A 17527-nucleotide genomic window follows, 5' to 3' on the forward strand; every position below is an offset into this window, starting at 1 on the left:
CTTTTGGCCAGCTCCCATTGCAATCTTTTTTATGTTTACAGTGCTTTGGCTTGTGCCTGTTTTACTTGTACAGGTCCCATGCCTCGAGGAATTTCGATGTTTTCTCTTGTTTCAGCACCTAATTCATCTCCGATATGATCTGCTGCAATATTCGGATCTAGGTCACCGCAAGTATAAACATCTATGCTCGCATAACCATGTTCAGGAAAGCTGTGAATTGTCAGATGAGATTCAGAAATAATGACAACTCCACTTACTCCTTGAGGTGCAAATTTGTGAAAAGCAACCTCTCTTACCTCAGCTCCTGATTTCAAAGCTGCATTTACAAACGTTTTTTCAATAAAATCCATGTCGTTCAGTTTATCACAGTCGCATCCCCATAGCTCGGAGATAACGTGACGTCCGATTGTTTCCATCATGGACCCCCCTTTAAACAAGAATGAAAGAGTGAAGTTCTAAGCAGCCGGACCGGACATATACCACGGGGGAAAGTTAGTCCTAAGAGGTCCTAACCCTTTAAGTATACCCGAATGAGTCTGCGAACAAGAAGTTCACGAAAAATAGTATACTTTGTTTAGACCCATTTTGCAAGCTGTGTTTTTAGTGGGATTTTCTCTCATTTCTTGAAAAGGGACGATCGTCTTCTTCATTTCAAACAGCAGACAGCTCTTTCATCTGTGCGCCGACAAACTTTACAAGGTCAACCACTCGGCATGAATAACCCCATTCATTGTCATACCATGCAAGAACTTTCACTTTTCTCCCTTCCATTACCATCGTTGTCAGTCCATCAACGACTGCTGAATAAGGGTTTGTGTTAAAGTCCGTAGAGACAAGCGGCTCATCTGTGTAATCTAAAATACCGGCAAGAGATGTTTTAGATGCATTCGAGAAGGCTGCATTGACTTCTTCTGCTGTGACATCTTTTTTCAAGTCAACGACAAGATCAACCATCGACACATTGGAAACTGGTACGCGGAGTGCAAGTCCATGTAATTTCCCTTTCATGTGCGGAAGCACTAAAGAAAGCGCTTTAGCGGCACCCGTCGTAGTTGGAATAATGGACTGAGCACATGCTCTTGCCCGGCGCAGATCCTTATGCGGGTTATCGATATTTTTTTGATCATTTGTATAAGCATGAACCGTTGTCATTAAACCATTGTCGATGCCAAATTCATCATCTAACAATTTCACAACTGGTGCTAAACAGTTTGTTGTACAAGATGCGTTTGAAATAATGACGTGCTTTTCAGGATCAAGATCATCCTCATTGACACCCATCACAATCGTAATGTCTTCATTTTTACCTGGAGCTGTTAGAACGACTTTTTTCGCTCCGGCATCTATATGGCCCATCGCTTGTTCTTTTGAATTAAATTTACCTGTTGCTTCAATGACGATATCAATCCCAAGCTCTCCCCATGGAAGCTGCTTCGGGTCTCTATTATTAAGCAAAAGAACTCTTTTGCCATTCACAATCAAGGCGTCATCTTCTGCTGTCACATCACATTCGTAACGTCCATGATTTGTATCATATTTAATTAAATGTGCTAGCGTTTCGGCAGGATAGCTTGCGTTCACCGCTACAATTTGAATTTGATCATCAAGCATTGCTTTTCTGAAGACCATGCGTCCAATTCTGCCAAACCCATTGATCGCTGCTTTTACCTTCATGAACAGGTCACTCCTCTATTATGTGTTATACTCAATAAATTTATTTATGAAATTAGTATATCACATTAGAATGTAATTGCCAGTATATAAACGTATATTTTCTAAAAAGGGCTGTTCTTTTCTAAGGAAATCAGAATAAAGCATAAAAAAAGAAGAGTACGTGTATGTACTCTTACTTATCTGTATGTTCCCATTCATTTAATATGTTCTGCAATTGCTTTCTAATAAACGCGAGATCTTGTGTGTTCTCTATCACGCGGTCTGCTTTTTTGCATTTCTCCTCAAGAGGCTGCTGAGAGTGAATACGATTCAGCGCTTCTTCCTCGCTGAGGTCATTTCGATTCATGAGCCGCGACAGCTGCAATTCGGGTGTTGTATACACCACAATGATGCGGTCGACGAGACTTTCCAGCTGACTTTCAAATAAAAGCGGGATATCGAGGACGACGAAGGTTTCCTTCTGACTAACCCCTTCATCTCTCTGTTTGAGCATTTCTTTTCTCACTTCAGGATGAACAATCGCATTCAGCTGCTTTCTTTTCTCTTCATCAGAAAAAATGACGGCTCCTAGGTGCTGTCGGTTCAGCTCCCCATTTGGCAGGAGAACATCCTCACCAAAGGTTTGAACGATTTGTTGAAGAGCTGGTGTTCCTTTGGCAACTGCTTCTTTTGCAATGACATCTGCGTCCACGACCCTGATGCCCTGCTCTTTTATCATTTGCGAGACGGTGCTTTTTCCACTAGCAATCCCGCCTGTTAATCCAATGACAAGCGTCAATTGATTTCCTCCTTTACAGCTTCCACACTCCAATTAAAATGAGCAGAAGCCCTGGTAAGCATGCAAGTTTATCGATCCAGCGCCAATTGGCCAAGTAATGACCGGAACGGAGCCCGATACACACAAAAAGTGAGCTCATCACGGCCACAGTGATACTCATGACAATTGGAGAAAAGCCTAGAATCGCAGCGCCAATCCCTGCGCCAAATGCATCAATGGATAAAGCAATCCCAAGAAGCACCGCTTCTATTCCATTGATCGTCCCAGAACGGTCAATATCTGCACTTGTCGGCTTTCGCAAAATTTGAATGACAAGACCAAGCGATTGCACTTCCACATTGAGCAATGTCTTTTCATGAAGGAGCAAATCACGCTCTTTCGCTGGTTTGTAAAATTGATAAAGGACCCAAAGTCCAATGGCGATTAAAATGCCTCCACCAAGTTTATCTGTCACTGAGACAGGGAGGAATGTCGTCAGCAGGCTGCCAATCAGCATGGAAATGAGCAGCACAATCCCTGAACAGCACGCAATAATGACAATCGCTTTAAATGGAATCTTCATTTTACGAAGTCCATACGTAAATCCTACAGAAAAGCTGTCAATGCTGACTGCAATAGCTAAAAACAGGAGCGAAATCGAAATCATACCTGAACTCTTCCTTTCTGTTCATGCAACGATGATCAAGAGTCTCTAGGCGTCCTTAGACTCTTCTTCACTATATGAAGAGCAGGTGGGCTGTGTGTCAGTCTACACCTTGCTGAAAAATGAATGTTTTTTATCGTATGCACAGCAAAAAGGAAGCATGCTGATGGCTGATTTTTATTGAGGACGCTTTTGGCAGGTCACACAAAAATGAGTGCCGCGCCCTCCGACTACTGTTTTCTCAATGATGCTTCCGCATGTTTGACAAGGCTCTCCCCGCCGGTCATACACAAGAAGCTGCAGCTGAAATGTTCCAATATCACCTTGTGAATTGATATATGAGCGAATCGTGCTTCCTCCTGCATCTACCGCTACTTGAAGTGTATCGATAATATGCCTGTGAAGCACTTTGCACGATTCAAGGCTGAGCTGATTCGCTTTTGTTTCTGGATGAATGCCTGCTTTAAACAAAACCTCATCTACATAAATATTACCTAGTCCCACGACAATCTTTTGATCAAGCAGCGCTGTTTTGACCACACGGGAAGTTTTTTCCAATTGCTCCCATAAATATTCCGGAGTGAATTGATCATCAAAAGGCTCATACCCCAGCTGCGAGAGCGGGAGTTCCTTTTCTTCTTCACCCGGATGAAATAAATGCATCGTGCCAAATTTACGCACATCATGATACCGAAGCTCAGTACCGTCTGTAAACGTAAAGACGACGTGTACATGTTTATCGTATGGCTCATGCGCTTCATGTACACGGTATTTCCCTTCCATCCTTAAATGGGAGACCATTACGTAGTGGTCTAAATGAAAGAGCAGGAACTTTCCTCTTCTTTCAATGGTTTGTATCGTTTCTCCTACCATCCTTCTTGCGAACTCTTCCGGCTCCCCAGGACGTTTGATGATATTTGGCCATTTGATATTGACCGTTTCAATCGTCTTTCCTTCGACTAACCGCTTGAGTGTGCGCCGGACGGTTTCAACTTCTGGTAATTCCGGCATGCTCCTCGCTCCTTTTTCTCTCTCTATTATTTTGCGTCGTACCAAGATGGCCCTGAAGCAAAATCTACTTTTAGCGGCACATCTAGCTGAAGTGCATTTTCCATGACTTCAGGAACAATTTTTTCGAGTATGGCAATTTCTTCTTTCGGCGCTTCGAAAATCAATTCATCGTGCACCTGTAATAAAAGATTTGCCTGCAAGTTTTCTTCTTTTAATTTACGCGCCATATCAATCATGGCCTTTTTAATAATATCAGCTGCACTTCCTTGGATCGGTGTGTTCATGGCTGTTCGTTCGGCAAAGCTTTTGATATTAAAATTACGGCTTGTGATATCCGGGATATACCGTCTGCGTTTGAGAAGCGTCGTGACATATCCTTTTTGTTTCGCTTCCTGCACGATCTCTTCCATATAGGTTTTCACGCCTTTAAAGCTTGTTAAATAGCGTTCGATAAAGGCAGCTGCTTCTTTTCTTGTGATCCCAAGGTTTTGAGATAACCCATAATCACTGATCCCATATACAATACCGAAGTTGACAGCCTTGGCTTGTCTTCTCATAGAGGAAGTCACTTCTTCTTCTGAGACATGGAACACGTCCATCGCTGTCTTCGTGTGAATATCCATATCTTGCGTAAACGCTTCGATCAAATTCTCATCCTGAGAAATATGAGCGAGTACACGCAGCTCAATTTGTGAATAGTCAGCAGCAAACATGAGCCAGCCTTCTTTTGATGGAACGAATGCTTGTCGAATCTTTCGTCCTTCTTCTAAACGAATTGGGATGTTTTGCAGGTTTGGATCTGTTGAGCTTAGTCTTCCTGTTTGCGTGAGCGCTTGATTAAATCGTGTATGCACTTTATGGGTATCCTTGCGCGTTACTTTCATTAAGCCTTCCACATAGGTCGATTGGAGCTTTCCAATTTGGCGGTAATGCAGAATGGACCGAATGATCTCGTGCTTATCTTCAAGCTTTTCAAGAACATCCGCAGATGTCGAGTAGCCCGTCTTTGTCTTTTTAATAATCGGCAGTCCTAATTTTTCAAAAAGAATCACGCCAAGCTGTTTAGGAGAATTGATGTTAAATGTTTCACCTGCTAAGCGGTGAATGGTTTCTTCATATTCTTTCAGCTTTTTCGTTAACTCTTCACCCATCTTCTCTAGGCGCTCAATATCTACCTTTACCCCAAGGGATTCCATTTCACCTAGGATGAGGGCAAGCGGCAGCTCTAAGTCTTCATATAGTTCATGCTGATCATTTTTTTCTAACGCTTCAAGTGTTAAATCATGCAGAGCAGAGATCGCCGCTGCTTTTCGTCCAAGATGTTCCTTCAGTTCATCTTCAGGTGGAATCGCCTGCTTTGCTCCTTTTCCGTACACTTTTTCATCAGAAAGAGCGATGTTAAGACCATATTCCTTCGCCACACTTGCGACGTCCTCATACGATTTCTGAGGGTTGACGACATAGGAAGCGAGCAGGACATCGTTATCGACACCTTTTAGATCGACATCATGCCATCTGAGGGCGACAACTGCTCTTTTTGAATCAAAGACCCATTTCTTCTTCGTTTCATCCTGTACCCATTGTTTAAATGCGTCTGATTGAAGCGCATCTTCTTTCGTGATAAAAAACGCACCATTTTCATTATGGATCGCAAACCCAATCAAATCTGCTTCATGATAATTATCTCCAAGCTGCTCTACCACAAGAGCAGCTTGATCTGTCAGCATCTCATCCGTTACTTCGGTCATTTTTTTCACTTCTAATGCTTCTACTTCGACCTGTTCACCTGTTTCTGGTGCTTCTCCTAGACGCTCTAGCAGCGTTTGAAAGCCTAGTTCTTTATAAAGAGAGATCACTTGATCCATATGAGGACCTTCATATGCGAGATCCTTGCTTGATACATCAATTGGCGCTTCTACAAGAATCGTTGCGAGTTTTTTACTCATCACCGCTTGCTCTTTATATTCTTCAAGCTTTTCTTTGAGTTTTTTACCGCTGACTTCGTCAATATGTTCAAGCAGGTTTTCAACCGTTTCAAACTGCTTTAACAATTTAATCGCTGTTTTTTCACCTACACCCGGCACCCCTGGGATATTATCTGAGGAATCTCCCATCAAACCTTTCATATCGATGATTTGATCTGGGCGCAGGCCATATTTCTCTTCAATATGAGCCGGTGTGTAATATTCTACTTCTGTAATGCCTTTTTTCGTAATTGCCACCGTCGTATGGTCTGTTGAGAGCTGCGTTAAGTCCTTATCTCCTGAGAAAATTTTGACTTCAAAGCCGTCTTTTTCTGCCTCCACAGCCAATGTCCCGATAATATCGTCTGCCTCGTATTGAGGAAGCTCGTACCTTTTCACCTGATAGGCATCTAATAACTCACGGATGAACGGCATTTGTTCTGATAGCTCTGGCGGCGTTTTTTGTCTTCCGCCTTTATATTCTTTAAATGTCTCGTGGCGGAACGTTGTTTTTCCCGCATCAAATGCGACAAGCATATGGGTTGGCTTCTCGTCCTCGAGCATCTTCATTAAGATCATCGCAAAGCCGTAAATGGCATTTGTGTGGACGCCTTTATCATTTGATAATAGCGGCAAAGCAAAAAAGGCTCGATATGCGAGACTGTTTCCATCCACTAGTACTAATTTCTTTTTGTCTGTCATGTTTTAATCCTCCATCGGCTGAGCCATTTCAGCCGTCTCTTTCACACATTGTATCATCATTTTATCAAAGTTTATTTTGAAAAGAAAATAGTCGAACCTGCATAAAAAAAGGGACAAAAACAACAAGTGTTTTCGTCCTTACAAAATTGGCTCCTTGGATGAAGGGGTTCCTATTCATCCTACCAATGATTGTTTAACTAAACATGAATCCATTGTAAAGATCATGTAAATTTTAACGCGACTTTCCTTTTTTCCCTATTTTGATTTCAGGCTCACTGTAAAAGTCGTTCCTTTACCTTGTTTGCTATGGACCGAAATCGTCCCTTCATGCGCCTCCACAAGGTGTTTGACGATGGCAAGACCAAGTCCTGTACCGCCTGAATTTCTACTTCTATCTTTATCAATTCGATAAAATCTCTCAAATATTCTTGGAATCTCGCTTTTCTTCATGCCGATTCCTGTATCTGCTACATCAAATTCATAGGCGCCTTTCCGCGGTCTTGCCGAAATGGTGACACTCCCTCCCTCTGGTGTATAGGTAAGGGCATTGTTCACGAGATTGAGGAAGATTTGTTTTAACCTCAGCGGATCTGCCATCACATAGACAGGCTCTTTCGGGATACGCACTTGTAGTTGAATGCCTTTTTCTGCAGCCTTTTGTTTTAAAAGGACTTCAATCTCTTGAATGATTTCTGTCGCATTGGCGTCTTGAATATTCAGTTTGAAATGCTGCTGCTCGATTTTGGAAAGATCGAGTAAATCTTGAATGAGTGTTTCGAGACGGACACTCTCTTTTAGAATGATGGAAAGGAATTGTGTCAGCGCTTCTTTGTCATCAATCGCTCCATCAAGAAGAGTTTCGGAGAATCCTTTAATCGACGTAATCGGTGTCTTTAACTCGTGAGACACATTGGCGACAAAATCTTTTCGCATCTGCTCCAGCTGCTTTGTTTCTGTCACGTCATGAAACACAAGGACTATTCCTTTCCATTCATCGTCTGTACTTAAAATGGGAACACCATCCACCTGGAAGTAGCGCCGTTCAATGTCAACGGCCAGGCGTAAAAACTTCCGCACCTTCGTTTCTGTCATGAAAATTTCGTCAATCAGCTCAATAATTTCTCCATGTGTAAATGCTTCATGATACAGCTTGTGCATGTAAATATGCTTTTGCACCTTAAACTGCTTGCGGAAAGTTCGATTGACTAGGTTAATATACCCCATCTTATCAATCAAAATAATCCCTGCTCCGATGTTTTCAATGACTGTTTGCAGACGGTCTCGCTGCATCTCCCCAGTGCTTGTCATTTCTTGAAGGCTTTCTGCCAGGCGCTTCATTGATGTATTAAGCTCACTTGTTTCAATGATGAGCTCTTCATAATGATTGGTATCATAGTTCCCGCGTTCCAGCTGTTTGGCTACCTTTGTGGCATAATCTATCGGTTTTACATATTTCATCGACATGCGGTATCCAAAGAAAACGATAATAATAATCGCCGTTCCAAGACAAACGGCTAATGCGAGCCAAAGCTGGCCGTCAATTTCATTTAAAGGCTGGAATGACGCATGGAGAAATAAATAGCCTGCCGGTTCGTTTTGTTTCAGGATAGGGACTGCATAATGAAACAGCGCATCCTTTTCTTCCTCAATGACGACTCCTTTTGTTTGAAGGCGTTCATTGTTCAGTGTGTTTTGAATGATGCCCCTTTGCTCCGCTTGACCTGTTGTATGTATGATATTCCCCTTCAGGTCCACAATTGACGCATTCATATCGAGATGCTGCTTTGCCTGATTGAGGATCTCCTTGTTCTGCTTCGCCTGCAGATCATCACCATCCATGGAAGAAAGAAGAAAGCTCGATTCATTTTCCATTCGTTCCGTTAATTTAGTTTCATAAAAAACATGGAACATGTGATCCAAAAAAAGGCCAAGTGCAACAAACACAATAAAAAGGAGAAAAATAAGTCCCGAAAACAGGCGGGTTCGAATTTTACTCATTTGGCTTTGGCTCCTCCAATTTGTAGCCTAAGCCGCGAATGGTTTTAATGTATGTTGGTTTTTTCGTATTCTTTTCAATTTTGTCCCGCAAGTGGCTGATATGTACATCCACAATACGAGTGTCACCTGCAAAGTCATAATTCCAAACGGCACTTAGCAGCAGATCACGTGTGAGGACACGTCCTTTATGCTTGGCCAAATAAAGCAGCAGTTCAAATTCCTTCGGCGTAAGCTCTAGGCGTTCTTCTTGGAAGTAGACTTCGTAGTGTTCTGGTAAAATGCGCAGTTCACCAATTTTGATTTGGTCTGCAATGACCTCTTCCTTCTCCTCTTGCGCGGGGACAGGCTGAGATTGCTGCGCTCTTCTCAAGATGGCTTTTACACGAGCACCCACTTCTCTAGGACTGAATGGCTTTGTCATGTAATCATCGGCTCCAAGTTCAAGACCGAGCACCTTATCAAATTCATCGTCCTTTGCTGTCAGCATTAAAATAGGGAACATCATTTTTTGAATTCTCAGTTGTTTGCACACTTCAATACCGTCCATTTTCGGAAGCATTAAATCTAATACAATGAGATCAGGCTGTTCACTTGCTGCTTTTTCAAGCGCTTCTTCCCCATCTCTTGCTGTGACGACATCATAGCCCGCCCTTTCAAGGTTATAGCTTAGAAGTGTTACAATTGATTCTTCATCATCCACAACTAATATTTTTTTATTCATGTTGTGCCTCCAATTAGTGATTTCCCCTGCATCCGTTTTTTTGTATCTTATGTGAAAAGCGAGAAGTCATGCTTTCTCTTTCATTTTAACGAAAGCTTAACAAGAGGACAATTTAAAATTTCGACAAGATTGGTTTTGTAAACAAAAAGAAGGCCCCTCATAAGAGAAGCCTTCTTTTTTTCATATTAAGATAATACTTTCATGACGTTCTTAACAGATTCAACAGAACGGTCAAGCTGACTTCTTTCTTCTTCTGTCAGCTCAAGCTCAATGATCTGCTCAAGTCCGTTTCCACCTACGATTGTTGGTACACCAAGGTAAATGCCTTCGTAGCCATATTCACCTTCAAGGTATGCAATCGTTGGGATCACGCGGCGCTGATCTTTTAAAATCGCCTCAACCATTTCTACTAGTGAAGCAGCAGGTGCATAATAGGCACTACCGTTACCTAATAGGTTTACGATTTCGCCGCCGCCTTTTCTTGTTCTTTCAACAATCGCATCAATACGATCTTTTGGAATCAATGTTTCCAGCGGGATACCGCCTGCGTAAGAGTAACGAACAAGCGGAACCATGTCATCGCCATGTCCACCAAGCACAAAGCCCGTCACATCTTTGACAGATAGGTTTAATTCTTGAGCAACAAACGTACGGAAGCGTGCTGTATCAAGAATGCCCGATTGTCCAATGACTTTTTCTTTTGGTAATCCTGATTCTTTATAAACGGCATATGTCATTGCATCAACAGGGTTTGTTAACACAACAATAATGGCTTCTGGAGAATATTTAACGATTTCGCGTGTCACGCTGCGCATGATTTTTTCATTTGTTGACACGAGATCGTCACGGCTCATTCCCGGCTTTCTTGCAATTCCTGCCGTAATGACCACGACATCAGAACCGGCTGTATCTTCGTAGTTAGAAGTGCCTGTAATGTTCGCATCGAAGCCTTGAACAGGGCTTGCTTCCAGCATATCAAGAGCTTTCCCTTTTGTTGGGTTCTCAAGCTGCGGGATATCAACTAATACGACATCCGCTAATTCTTTTTGAGCCGTTAGAAATGCTGTAGTTGCTCCTGTAAAACCTGCTCCGATGACAGATACTTTTTTACGCTTGTTTGCCATTTCCTTTTTCCCCTTTAACTTTAAAGTTTAAGAATCAAGACAAGTTTTTGATGAGCTCGTCAGCAAACTCAGAACATTTCACTTCTGTTGCGCCATCCATTAATCTAGCAAAATCGTATGTGACGACTTTAGATGCAATTGTTTTTTCAACAGATTGAATCACTAGATCAGCTGCTTCCTGCCAGCCAAGGTGCTCAAGTAAAAGCACGCCTGATAGAAGAACAGAAGATGGATTCACTTTATCAAGACCAGCATATTTTGGTGCTGTTCCGTGAGTCGCTTCAAAAATAGCGTGTCCTGTTTCGTAGTTGATGTTTGCACCTGGTGCGATACCAATTCCACCAACTTGTGCTGCAAGTGCATCAGAGATGTAATCTCCATTTAAGTTCATTGTAGCCACAACATCGAACTCAGCTGGACGAGTTAGGATTTGTTGAAGGAAAATATCTGCAATGCTGTCTTTGACAATGATTTTGCCAGCAGCTTCTGCTTCACTCTGCGCTTTGTTTGCCGCATCTTTTCCATCTTGTTCTACAATACGATCATATTGTGCCCATGTAAAGACTTTGTCGCCAAACTCTTTTTCAGCCACTTCGTAGCCCCAGTTTTTGAAGGCACCTTCTGTAAATTTCATGATGTTTCCTTTGTGAACAAGCGTCACAGATTTACGGCCTTGGTCAATTGCATATTGGATAGCCGCTCTGACAAGACGGGATGTTCCCTCTTCAGAAACTGGCTTGATTCCGATACCTGACGTTTCTGGGAAACGGATTTTATTCACACCTAATTCGTTTTTCAAGAAGTCAATTAACTTCTTCACTTCGTCTGAACCTTTTGCATACTCGATACCTGCATAGATATCTTCTGTGTTCTCACGGAAGATCACCATATCTGTGTCTTCTGGACGTTTCACAGGAGAAGGTACGCCTTTGAACCAGCGAACTGGACGTAAGCATGTGAATAAATCAAGCTCTTGTCTAAGTGCCACGTTTAATGAACGGATTCCTCCGCCAATTGGTGTTGTTAGTGGTCCTTTAATCGCAATTAAGTATTCACGAATGTCTTCAAGCGTTTGCTCAGGAAGCCACTCTCCAGTTTTATTGTAAGCTTTCTCACCTGCATATACTTCTTTCCAAGTGATTTGCTTTTCACCTTTATATGCTTTTTCTACAGCTGCTTCAAGTACTCTTGATGCTGCCTTCCAAATGTCAGGACCGATTCCGTCCCCTTCAATAAACGGGATAATTGGATTATTTGGTACATTCAATACGCCGCCAGTAACTGTAATTTTTTCGCCTTGTGACAATGATATTACCTCCCAGGTTATGTAGTGAATATTTGAAACTTCTTGGCTTGATGTCTGCAAACAAAGAAGTTTTTCACGTGATTCGTTTTTTTGTTGATATGGAGGCTGATTGGCCTTTTGAAATCAGCCCCCGCTTATTCTATAAACATTAGTCTCTTTCACTGATCGGAACAAAGGTTTGAAGATCAGGTCCAATGTAGTCAGCTCTTGGACGGATAAGACGGTTGTTGTCATATTGCTCTAGAATGTGAGCAATCCATCCAGAGAATCGGCTGATCACGAAAATTGGTGTAAACAAGTCATGATCAATCCCAAGACTGTGATATACAGATGCAGAATAAAAATCAACATTTGGTGGAAGATTTTTCTCTGATGTCACGATTTCCTCTGCGCGAACAGACATTTCATACCATTTCGGCTCGCCAGTGAGGTTTGTTAAACGCTGGCTCATTTCTTTTAGATGCTTTGCACGCGGGTCACCTTGACGGTATACACGGTGGCCAAAGCCCATAATTTTTTCTTTCTTCTCTAGCTTACCATGAATATAGGAATCTACGTTTTCAACTTCGCCAATTTCTGAAAGCATCTTCATCACGCCTTCATTAGCGCCGCCATGAAGCGGTCCCTTCAGCGCACCGATAGCCGCTGTCACACCAGAGTAGATATCTGATAGTGTAGCAACACATACACGTGCTGTAAATGTCGATGCGTTTAATTCATGATCCGCATGCAGAATAAGTGCCTTATCAATGGCTTCAATTTCTACTGGTGATGGCTCTTCGCCATTTAGCATATACAAGAAGTTTGCAGCATAGCTGTATTCTTCTTTTGGCTGTACAGGCTCAAGCCCTTTGCGGATGCGTGAAAACGCAGCGACTAGTCCAGAAATTTTCGCCTGTAAGCGAATCGCCTTTCTGTAATTCGCTTCTTTGTCCATAATCTCTGATTCGTCATCAAGTAAACCTAGTAAAGATACTGCTGTACGAATCGCAGACATTGGATGAACCCCATCAAGCGAATAAGATTTAAAATGCTCAATGATTTCTTGCGGAATCTGAGCATTTTCATTGAGCTGCTGTTTTAATTCACTCAGCTCCTGCTCATTCGGCAGCTTTAAGTGCCATAACAGGTAGACAATTTCTTCGAATGTAGCTTTTTCAGTTAAATCATCGATATTGTACCCTACATAAGTAAGAGTATCATCAATAATTGAGCTTACGGATGAAGTTGTTGCCACGATACCTTCAAGACCTCTTGTTGCTGTCATGTTCAATCTCCCCTTTTTAAAAAGATTCCCCTTCGTTGCAGAATTCTCACTTTTTGAAAGCGCTATCCAATCCGGATAAGATAGCAGGCTCAGAAAAGAAAATGCTTACATTTACCTATACGGTTAGAGCGCTTTTAGCCTCATATCTCTTGTGTGATCAATGAGTTCAAAATTAAGCCTATTCCCATTATAAACAATAATCAGACATTTGTTAAATGTTTAACTATAATTTTTTTTGATATTTTTTTTTCCAGTCTCCCATATCAGGCATGGAATAAAGGGATTTTGCTTCTTTTAATATATTTAATTATGTTTTTTTGCAAAAGCTCACGCAAGAAAAAATTTAAAAAAGAAAGTGGCAGGAACCACTCTCTTTTCACCCGCTGAAAAATTTCACAGCCTGCATCGCCAAATAAGCAATCCCAGCCCCGATAAGCGGTCCAACTGCCACACCTTTAAATAAGCTGACTGCCAAAATGGTACCGAACACAAGCGCTGCCGTAATATGCGGATCATTTTCGAGTAGCACAATTCCGTTTTTTGCAATTAATGCTACTAATATACCCGCTCCAAGAGCTATCCAAGCATAGGAAGATTTCATCGCTTCTCCAAGCTGCTTAAATCCAATGTCACCTGTTGCAATCGGGACCAGAACTGCAATGGTAATAACGGTGACCCCCCAATTAATGCCTTTAGATTGGAGAACCGGGAAAATTTTTTGATCCAGGCCAATCAGCTTAATCGCGATCAGCACAGAGACTGCTACAATTAACGAATTGTTTTTTGCAATAAGTGCAATAACGAGTAAAAGAACCAAAAACAAATTTGCTTGAGTAAACATACGCCGCTCCTTTCTTTCTTTTTATTGCGACCTTTTCATATTACTAATCTTTTTGAATAAAATGAAGTATCGGACATGCTTGTTTTTTGGAGGGGATTGTGTGAATCACGCCTATGTGGCCATTTTTCTTCGAAGTTTGATGATGATCAGCATTGCTGTTTTTGCGGTTGTCTTTTTATATCAGTCTTTTCCGTTTTTATATCCTTTTTGGATCGCCCTTATCGTGTCTTGTTTAATTCATCCTGCCGTCTGCAAAATCGAAGAGATCACCGGGATGCCAAGAGGATTTGTTGTGGTCATTGTGCTCTTGCTCTTTTTAGTCGCAGCCGCCGGCTTAATGACGCTTTTAGTTGCGGAAATCATTTCAGGAAGTGCTTATTTGGCAAAGGTGCTACCCCGTCATCTTGATCAAATGATTGGGATTGTAGAGCAATTTTTCACAGACAAGATTCTGCCTTTATATCATGATGTGACGGCCCAATTTAATACGCTTCAAGCAGGTCAAAAGGAATCGATTTTGGGACAAATTCAAGCACTTGGTGATGAAGCGGCCGCAAAAATCGGGTCTTTTCTTTCAAAAACATTCGAGCTTATTCCGGCTTTTTTAGGTCTTTTGCCTGATGCAGCAGCCACACTGTTATTTTCTGCTCTGGCGACTTTTTTTATCACGAAAGATTGGTTTACGTTAAAAACATATGGCTCACGTATCTTTCCCGCAAAATGGATGCAGCATACACGCGCTATTTTATCTGAAATCAAAAAAGCCATTACCGGCTTTATGAAGGCTCAGCTTCTGCTTGTTGCCATGACGATTGGTATTGTATTGATTGGACTCATCATTTTAAAGGTCAAGCATGCCTTCGTTATCGCTCTATGTATCGGGCTCGTCGATTTACTTCCATATATCGGGAGCGGCACTGTTTTTCTACCGTGGATCATTTATTCTGCTATGACAGGAAATCTTTCCCTCGCCATTGGACTGGGCATTTTGTATATTGTCGTCCTCATTCAAAGACAAATATCAGAGCCAAAAGTTTTAAGCAAATCCATCGGGCTTAATCCTTTAGCAACGCTTGTGGCGCTATTTGTCGGGTTAAAATGGTTTGGTTTTCTAGGACTTGTGGTTGGCCCTGCTGCCCTTGTCGTGTGGCAGGCATTCCGTAATGCAGGAGTTTTCAGAGATATTTATGAGTACATTCGGTATGGAATGCAAAAATAAAGAGACCTTCAGCTGAAGGTCTCTTTAACGAATGATCGTGTAGCGGTTGCGATTAGACATGTTTCTAAGCCAGCGTTCAAAGAGCGGCTTGATTCCCTTTCTCGTCACCGGAATGAGCAGCAAAGCCCCAATGAGATCCGATAAGAAGCCTGGAATGAGCAGCAACAGACCTCCGATTAGAATACAAAAACCATCGACAATCGCTCCCCCTGGCATCTTGCCATATTGTAAATCTCGCTGCACTTTTTGGAAGGCTTCTATACCTTGTTTTCTTGCAAAATAAGCACCTAAGGCACTTGTCAGCACGATGAGCAGCATGGTTGGCAAAATGCCAATGATTTTACTTGAGATTAAAAATAAACTAATTTCCACCGCAGGGAACAGAATTAATAATAGTAGAAAATATTTCTTCAACCATATCACCTCATGGGGTATCTTTCATCGAAAGCTGTTTACTTTTTTTAGTGTAACATAAAAAAAGAGAGGAGTCAGACAACTCCCCTCTAGTATGATTTAAAGGACGCTTGCACGGCCTTTGTAGATCGCTCCGCGTGCTGGATCTACTGTAATCTCTTCGCCTTCTTTTAATAGTGTCGTTGCGCTGTCAAGACCAACAATCACTGGAATGCCGAGGCTTAGTCCAACAACTGCTGCATGGCTTGTTAAACCGCCTTCTTCTGTGATAAGGGCAGATGCTTTTTCTAAAGCTCCCATCATATCACGATCTGTGCAGTTTGCAACCAGGATCGCACCATCGTACATTTTTTCTTCTGCTTCTTTTCCGCTTTGTGCAATGACAACCGGTCCAAATGCAGATTTACGGCCAATACCTTGACCTTTCGCAATGATGTCACCGACAACATATACTTTCATTAAGTTCGTCGTACCTGTTTCACCAACTGGCACACCTGCTGTAATCACGATTAAATCGCCGTGTCTTACATAGCCTGTTTCAATTGACTTTTCTACTGCATTCTCAAGCATTTCATCAGTAGATGTCGTTTTTGATCCGCTCTTTGCAAATACACCGAATACGAGTGAAAGCTTTCTCGCCACTGATTCGTTTGCAGTAACTGCTACGATTGGTGCTTTTGGTCTATATTTTGAAATCATTCTTGCTGTATGTCCGCTTTCCGTAGGCGTCACAATTGCTGCTACATCAAGCTTCATTGCTGTATGTGCAACAGATTGACCAATCGCGTCTGTAATGCTGACTTCTACTTCTTCGCTTCTGCGAGAAAGAATGGCTTTATAGTTTAGTGCTTCTTCTGAACGTGATGCAATGTTATGCATTGTTTGTACGGCTTCTACTGGATATGTTCCTGCTGCTGTTTCACCAGAAAGCATAATCGCATCTGTGCCGTCAAAAATAGCATTTGCCACGTCACTTGCTTCCGCACGGGTAGGACGTGGGTTACGCTGCATGCTGTCCAGCATTTGAGTCGCTGTGATGACAGGCTTGCCTAAACGATTGCATTTTTTGATCAGCATTTTTTGGACAAGCGGTACTTCTTCAGCCGGGATCTCTACACCAAGATCTCCACGCGCAACCATTAAACCGTCAGATACCTCAAGGATCTCGTCGATGTTATCAACACCCTCTTGGTTTTCAATCTTAGGGATGATTTGAATATCAGTCGCATTGTTCTTTTCAAGAAGCTCACGAATTTCAAGAACATCAGAAGCTCGTCTCACAAAAGAAGCTGCGATGAAATCGACGCCTTGTTCAATTCCAAACAGAATATCATTGGCATCCTTTTCTGTAATACCTGGCAGGTTCACACTGACGCCAGGTATGTTGACGCCTTTTTTGTTTTTGAGCGTGCCTGTATTCATGACTTTAGTGACGATTTCTTTGCGGTCCTTGTTAATTTCTTTTACTTCTAAACCAATCAGACCATCATCTAATAGAATCGTTGAGCCTACTTCTACATCATGAATTAAATCTTCGTATGTCACACTAATTTTTTCCGTATTTCCAACAATGTCTTCCATACTCACGATAAGATCAGCACCAGCGACTAGCTCAATTGAGCCGTTTTCAACTGTACGTGTACGGATCTCTGGACCTTTTGTATCTAGAAGGATCGCAATGTCCTTGCCTAATGTTTTACCTGCTTTACGTATGTTTTCAATGCGTGCACCATGCTCTTCAAAATCCCCATGGGAGAAGTTGAGTCTGGCTACATTCATTCCTGCTTCAATCAATTCAGTCAGCTTTTCAATGCTTTCACTTGCTGGACCGATTGTACAAACGATTTTTGTCTTTCTCATTACTG

Annotated in this window: 15 protein-coding genes; 1 reads left to right on the forward strand and 14 read right to left on the reverse strand. The window is 42.0% G+C overall.

Going from position 1 to position 17527, the window contains the following annotated elements; all coding sequences use genetic code 11:
- Positions 1 to 35: 35 nt before the first annotated feature.
- From speD to MHB66_RS13395, 12 genes are all read right to left on the reverse strand, one after another.
- On the reverse strand, positions 36 to 416 hold the full coding sequence (gene speD, locus MHB66_RS13340; protein ID WP_003216492.1) for an adenosylmethionine decarboxylase: 381 nt from the start codon (positions 414 to 416) through the stop codon (positions 36 to 38).
- 235 nt (positions 417 to 651) lie between these two features.
- Positions 652 to 1674 carry a glyceraldehyde-3-phosphate dehydrogenase gene (locus MHB66_RS13345; protein ID WP_046312033.1) on the reverse strand — a complete coding sequence of 341 codons (1023 nt, stop codon included), beginning with the start codon at positions 1672 to 1674 and terminating at the stop codon, positions 652 to 654.
- Positions 1675 to 1846: 172 nt separating this feature from the next.
- Positions 1847 to 2452, reverse strand: coding sequence for a dephospho-CoA kinase (gene coaE, locus MHB66_RS13350; protein WP_046312035.1), 606 nt, complete (start codon positions 2450 to 2452; stop codon positions 1847 to 1849).
- Positions 2453 to 2465: 13 nt separating this feature from the next.
- Positions 2466 to 3098: a sporulation membrane protein YtaF gene (ytaF, locus tag MHB66_RS13355; protein ID WP_034279660.1), complete on the reverse strand. Its 633-nt coding sequence runs from the start codon at positions 3096 to 3098 to the stop codon at positions 2466 to 2468.
- A gap of 174 nt (positions 3099 to 3272) precedes the next feature.
- Entirely contained in the window at positions 3273 to 4106 is an 834-nt protein-coding gene (gene mutM / locus MHB66_RS13360) for a DNA-formamidopyrimidine glycosylase (protein ID WP_034279657.1), read from the reverse strand.
- Between the two features lie 26 nt (positions 4107 to 4132).
- The gene (gene polA, locus MHB66_RS13365; protein WP_046312038.1) at positions 4133 to 6772 is read right to left on the reverse strand and encodes a DNA polymerase I; all 2640 of its coding nucleotides are present in this window, start codon (positions 6770 to 6772) and stop codon (positions 4133 to 4135) included.
- A gap of 255 nt (positions 6773 to 7027) precedes the next feature.
- The gene (locus MHB66_RS13370; protein WP_046312040.1) at positions 7028 to 8770 is read right to left on the reverse strand and encodes an ATP-binding protein; all 1743 of its coding nucleotides are present in this window, start codon (positions 8768 to 8770) and stop codon (positions 7028 to 7030) included.
- The gene (locus MHB66_RS13375) at positions 8763 to 9491 is read right to left on the reverse strand and encodes a response regulator transcription factor (RefSeq protein WP_024426141.1); all 729 of its coding nucleotides are present in this window, start codon (positions 9489 to 9491) and stop codon (positions 8763 to 8765) included. The genes MHB66_RS13370 and MHB66_RS13375 overlap by 8 nt, the downstream gene beginning before the upstream one ends.
- A gap of 185 nt (positions 9492 to 9676) precedes the next feature.
- Complete coding sequence (gene mdh / locus MHB66_RS13380) at positions 9677 to 10615, reverse strand: malate dehydrogenase (RefSeq protein WP_008356047.1); 939 nt, start codon at positions 10613 to 10615, stop codon at positions 9677 to 9679.
- Between the two features lie 34 nt (positions 10616 to 10649).
- Positions 10650 to 11921: an NADP-dependent isocitrate dehydrogenase gene (gene icd, locus MHB66_RS13385; protein ID WP_024424789.1), complete on the reverse strand. Its 1272-nt coding sequence runs from the start codon at positions 11919 to 11921 to the stop codon at positions 10650 to 10652.
- A 148-nt stretch (positions 11922 to 12069) separates the two neighbouring features.
- Positions 12070 to 13188, reverse strand: coding sequence for a citrate synthase (citZ, locus tag MHB66_RS13390; protein WP_024424790.1), 1119 nt, complete (start codon positions 13186 to 13188; stop codon positions 12070 to 12072).
- 376 nt (positions 13189 to 13564) lie between these two features.
- On the reverse strand, positions 13565 to 14029 hold the full coding sequence (locus MHB66_RS13395) for a DUF441 domain-containing protein (RefSeq protein WP_024424791.1): 465 nt from the start codon (positions 14027 to 14029) through the stop codon (positions 13565 to 13567).
- A 100-nt stretch (positions 14030 to 14129) separates the two neighbouring features.
- On the opposite strand from MHB66_RS13395, the gene ytvI reads away from it, so the two are divergent.
- Complete coding sequence (gene ytvI, locus MHB66_RS13400; RefSeq protein ID WP_046312044.1) at positions 14130 to 15248, forward strand: sporulation integral membrane protein YtvI; 1119 nt, start codon at positions 14130 to 14132, stop codon at positions 15246 to 15248.
- 24 nt (positions 15249 to 15272) lie between these two features.
- On the opposite strand, the gene MHB66_RS13405 is transcribed toward ytvI, so the two are convergent.
- Entirely contained in the window at positions 15273 to 15662 is a 390-nt protein-coding gene (locus tag MHB66_RS13405) for an FxsA family protein (protein ID WP_024424793.1), read from the reverse strand.
- Positions 15663 to 15761: 99 nt separating this feature from the next.
- Positions 15762 to 17522: a pyruvate kinase gene (gene pyk, locus MHB66_RS13410; RefSeq protein ID WP_024426143.1), complete on the reverse strand. Its 1761-nt coding sequence runs from the start codon at positions 17520 to 17522 to the stop codon at positions 15762 to 15764.
- Positions 17523 to 17527 lie beyond the last annotated feature (5 nt).

Origin of the sequence: Bacillus sp. FSL L8-0167 (assembly GCF_038630295.1) — a bacterium.
Lineage (GTDB): Bacteria > Bacillota > Bacilli > Bacillales > Bacillaceae > Bacillus > Bacillus safensis.

What these genes read in the sequence shown, in the direction of transcription:
- pyk (WP_024426143.1), bottom strand. Translation starts at nt 17,522, where the DNA reads ATGAGAAAGACAAAAATCGTTTGTACAATCGGTCCAGCAAGTGAAAGC.
- mutM (WP_034279657.1), bottom strand. Translation starts at nt 4,106, where the DNA reads ATGCCGGAATTACCAGAAGTTGAAACCGTCCGGCGCACACTCAAGCGG.
- citZ (WP_024424790.1), bottom strand. Translation starts at nt 13,188, where the DNA reads ATGACAGCAACAAGAGGTCTTGAAGGTATCGTGGCAACAACTTCATCC.
- polA (WP_046312038.1), bottom strand. Translation starts at nt 6,772, where the DNA reads ATGACAGACAAAAAGAAATTAGTACTAGTGGATGGAAACAGTCTCGCA.
- mdh (WP_008356047.1), bottom strand. Translation starts at nt 10,615, where the DNA reads ATGGCAAACAAGCGTAAAAAAGTATCTGTCATCGGAGCAGGTTTTACA.
- MHB66_RS13395 (WP_024424791.1), bottom strand. Translation starts at nt 14,029, where the DNA reads ATGTTTACTCAAGCAAATTTGTTTTTGGTTCTTTTACTCGTTATTGCA.
- MHB66_RS13345 (WP_046312033.1), bottom strand. Translation starts at nt 1,674, where the DNA reads ATGAAGGTAAAAGCAGCGATCAATGGGTTTGGCAGAATTGGACGCATG.
- MHB66_RS13370 (WP_046312040.1), bottom strand. Translation starts at nt 8,770, where the DNA reads ATGAGTAAAATTCGAACCCGCCTGTTTTCGGGACTTATTTTTCTCCTT.
- ytaF (WP_034279660.1), bottom strand. Translation starts at nt 3,098, where the DNA reads ATGATTTCGATTTCGCTCCTGTTTTTAGCTATTGCAGTCAGCATTGAC.
- MHB66_RS13375 (WP_024426141.1), bottom strand. Translation starts at nt 9,491, where the DNA reads ATGAATAAAAAAATATTAGTTGTGGATGATGAAGAATCAATTGTAACA.
- speD (WP_003216492.1), bottom strand. Translation starts at nt 416, where the DNA reads ATGGAAACAATCGGACGTCACGTTATCTCCGAGCTATGGGGATGCGAC.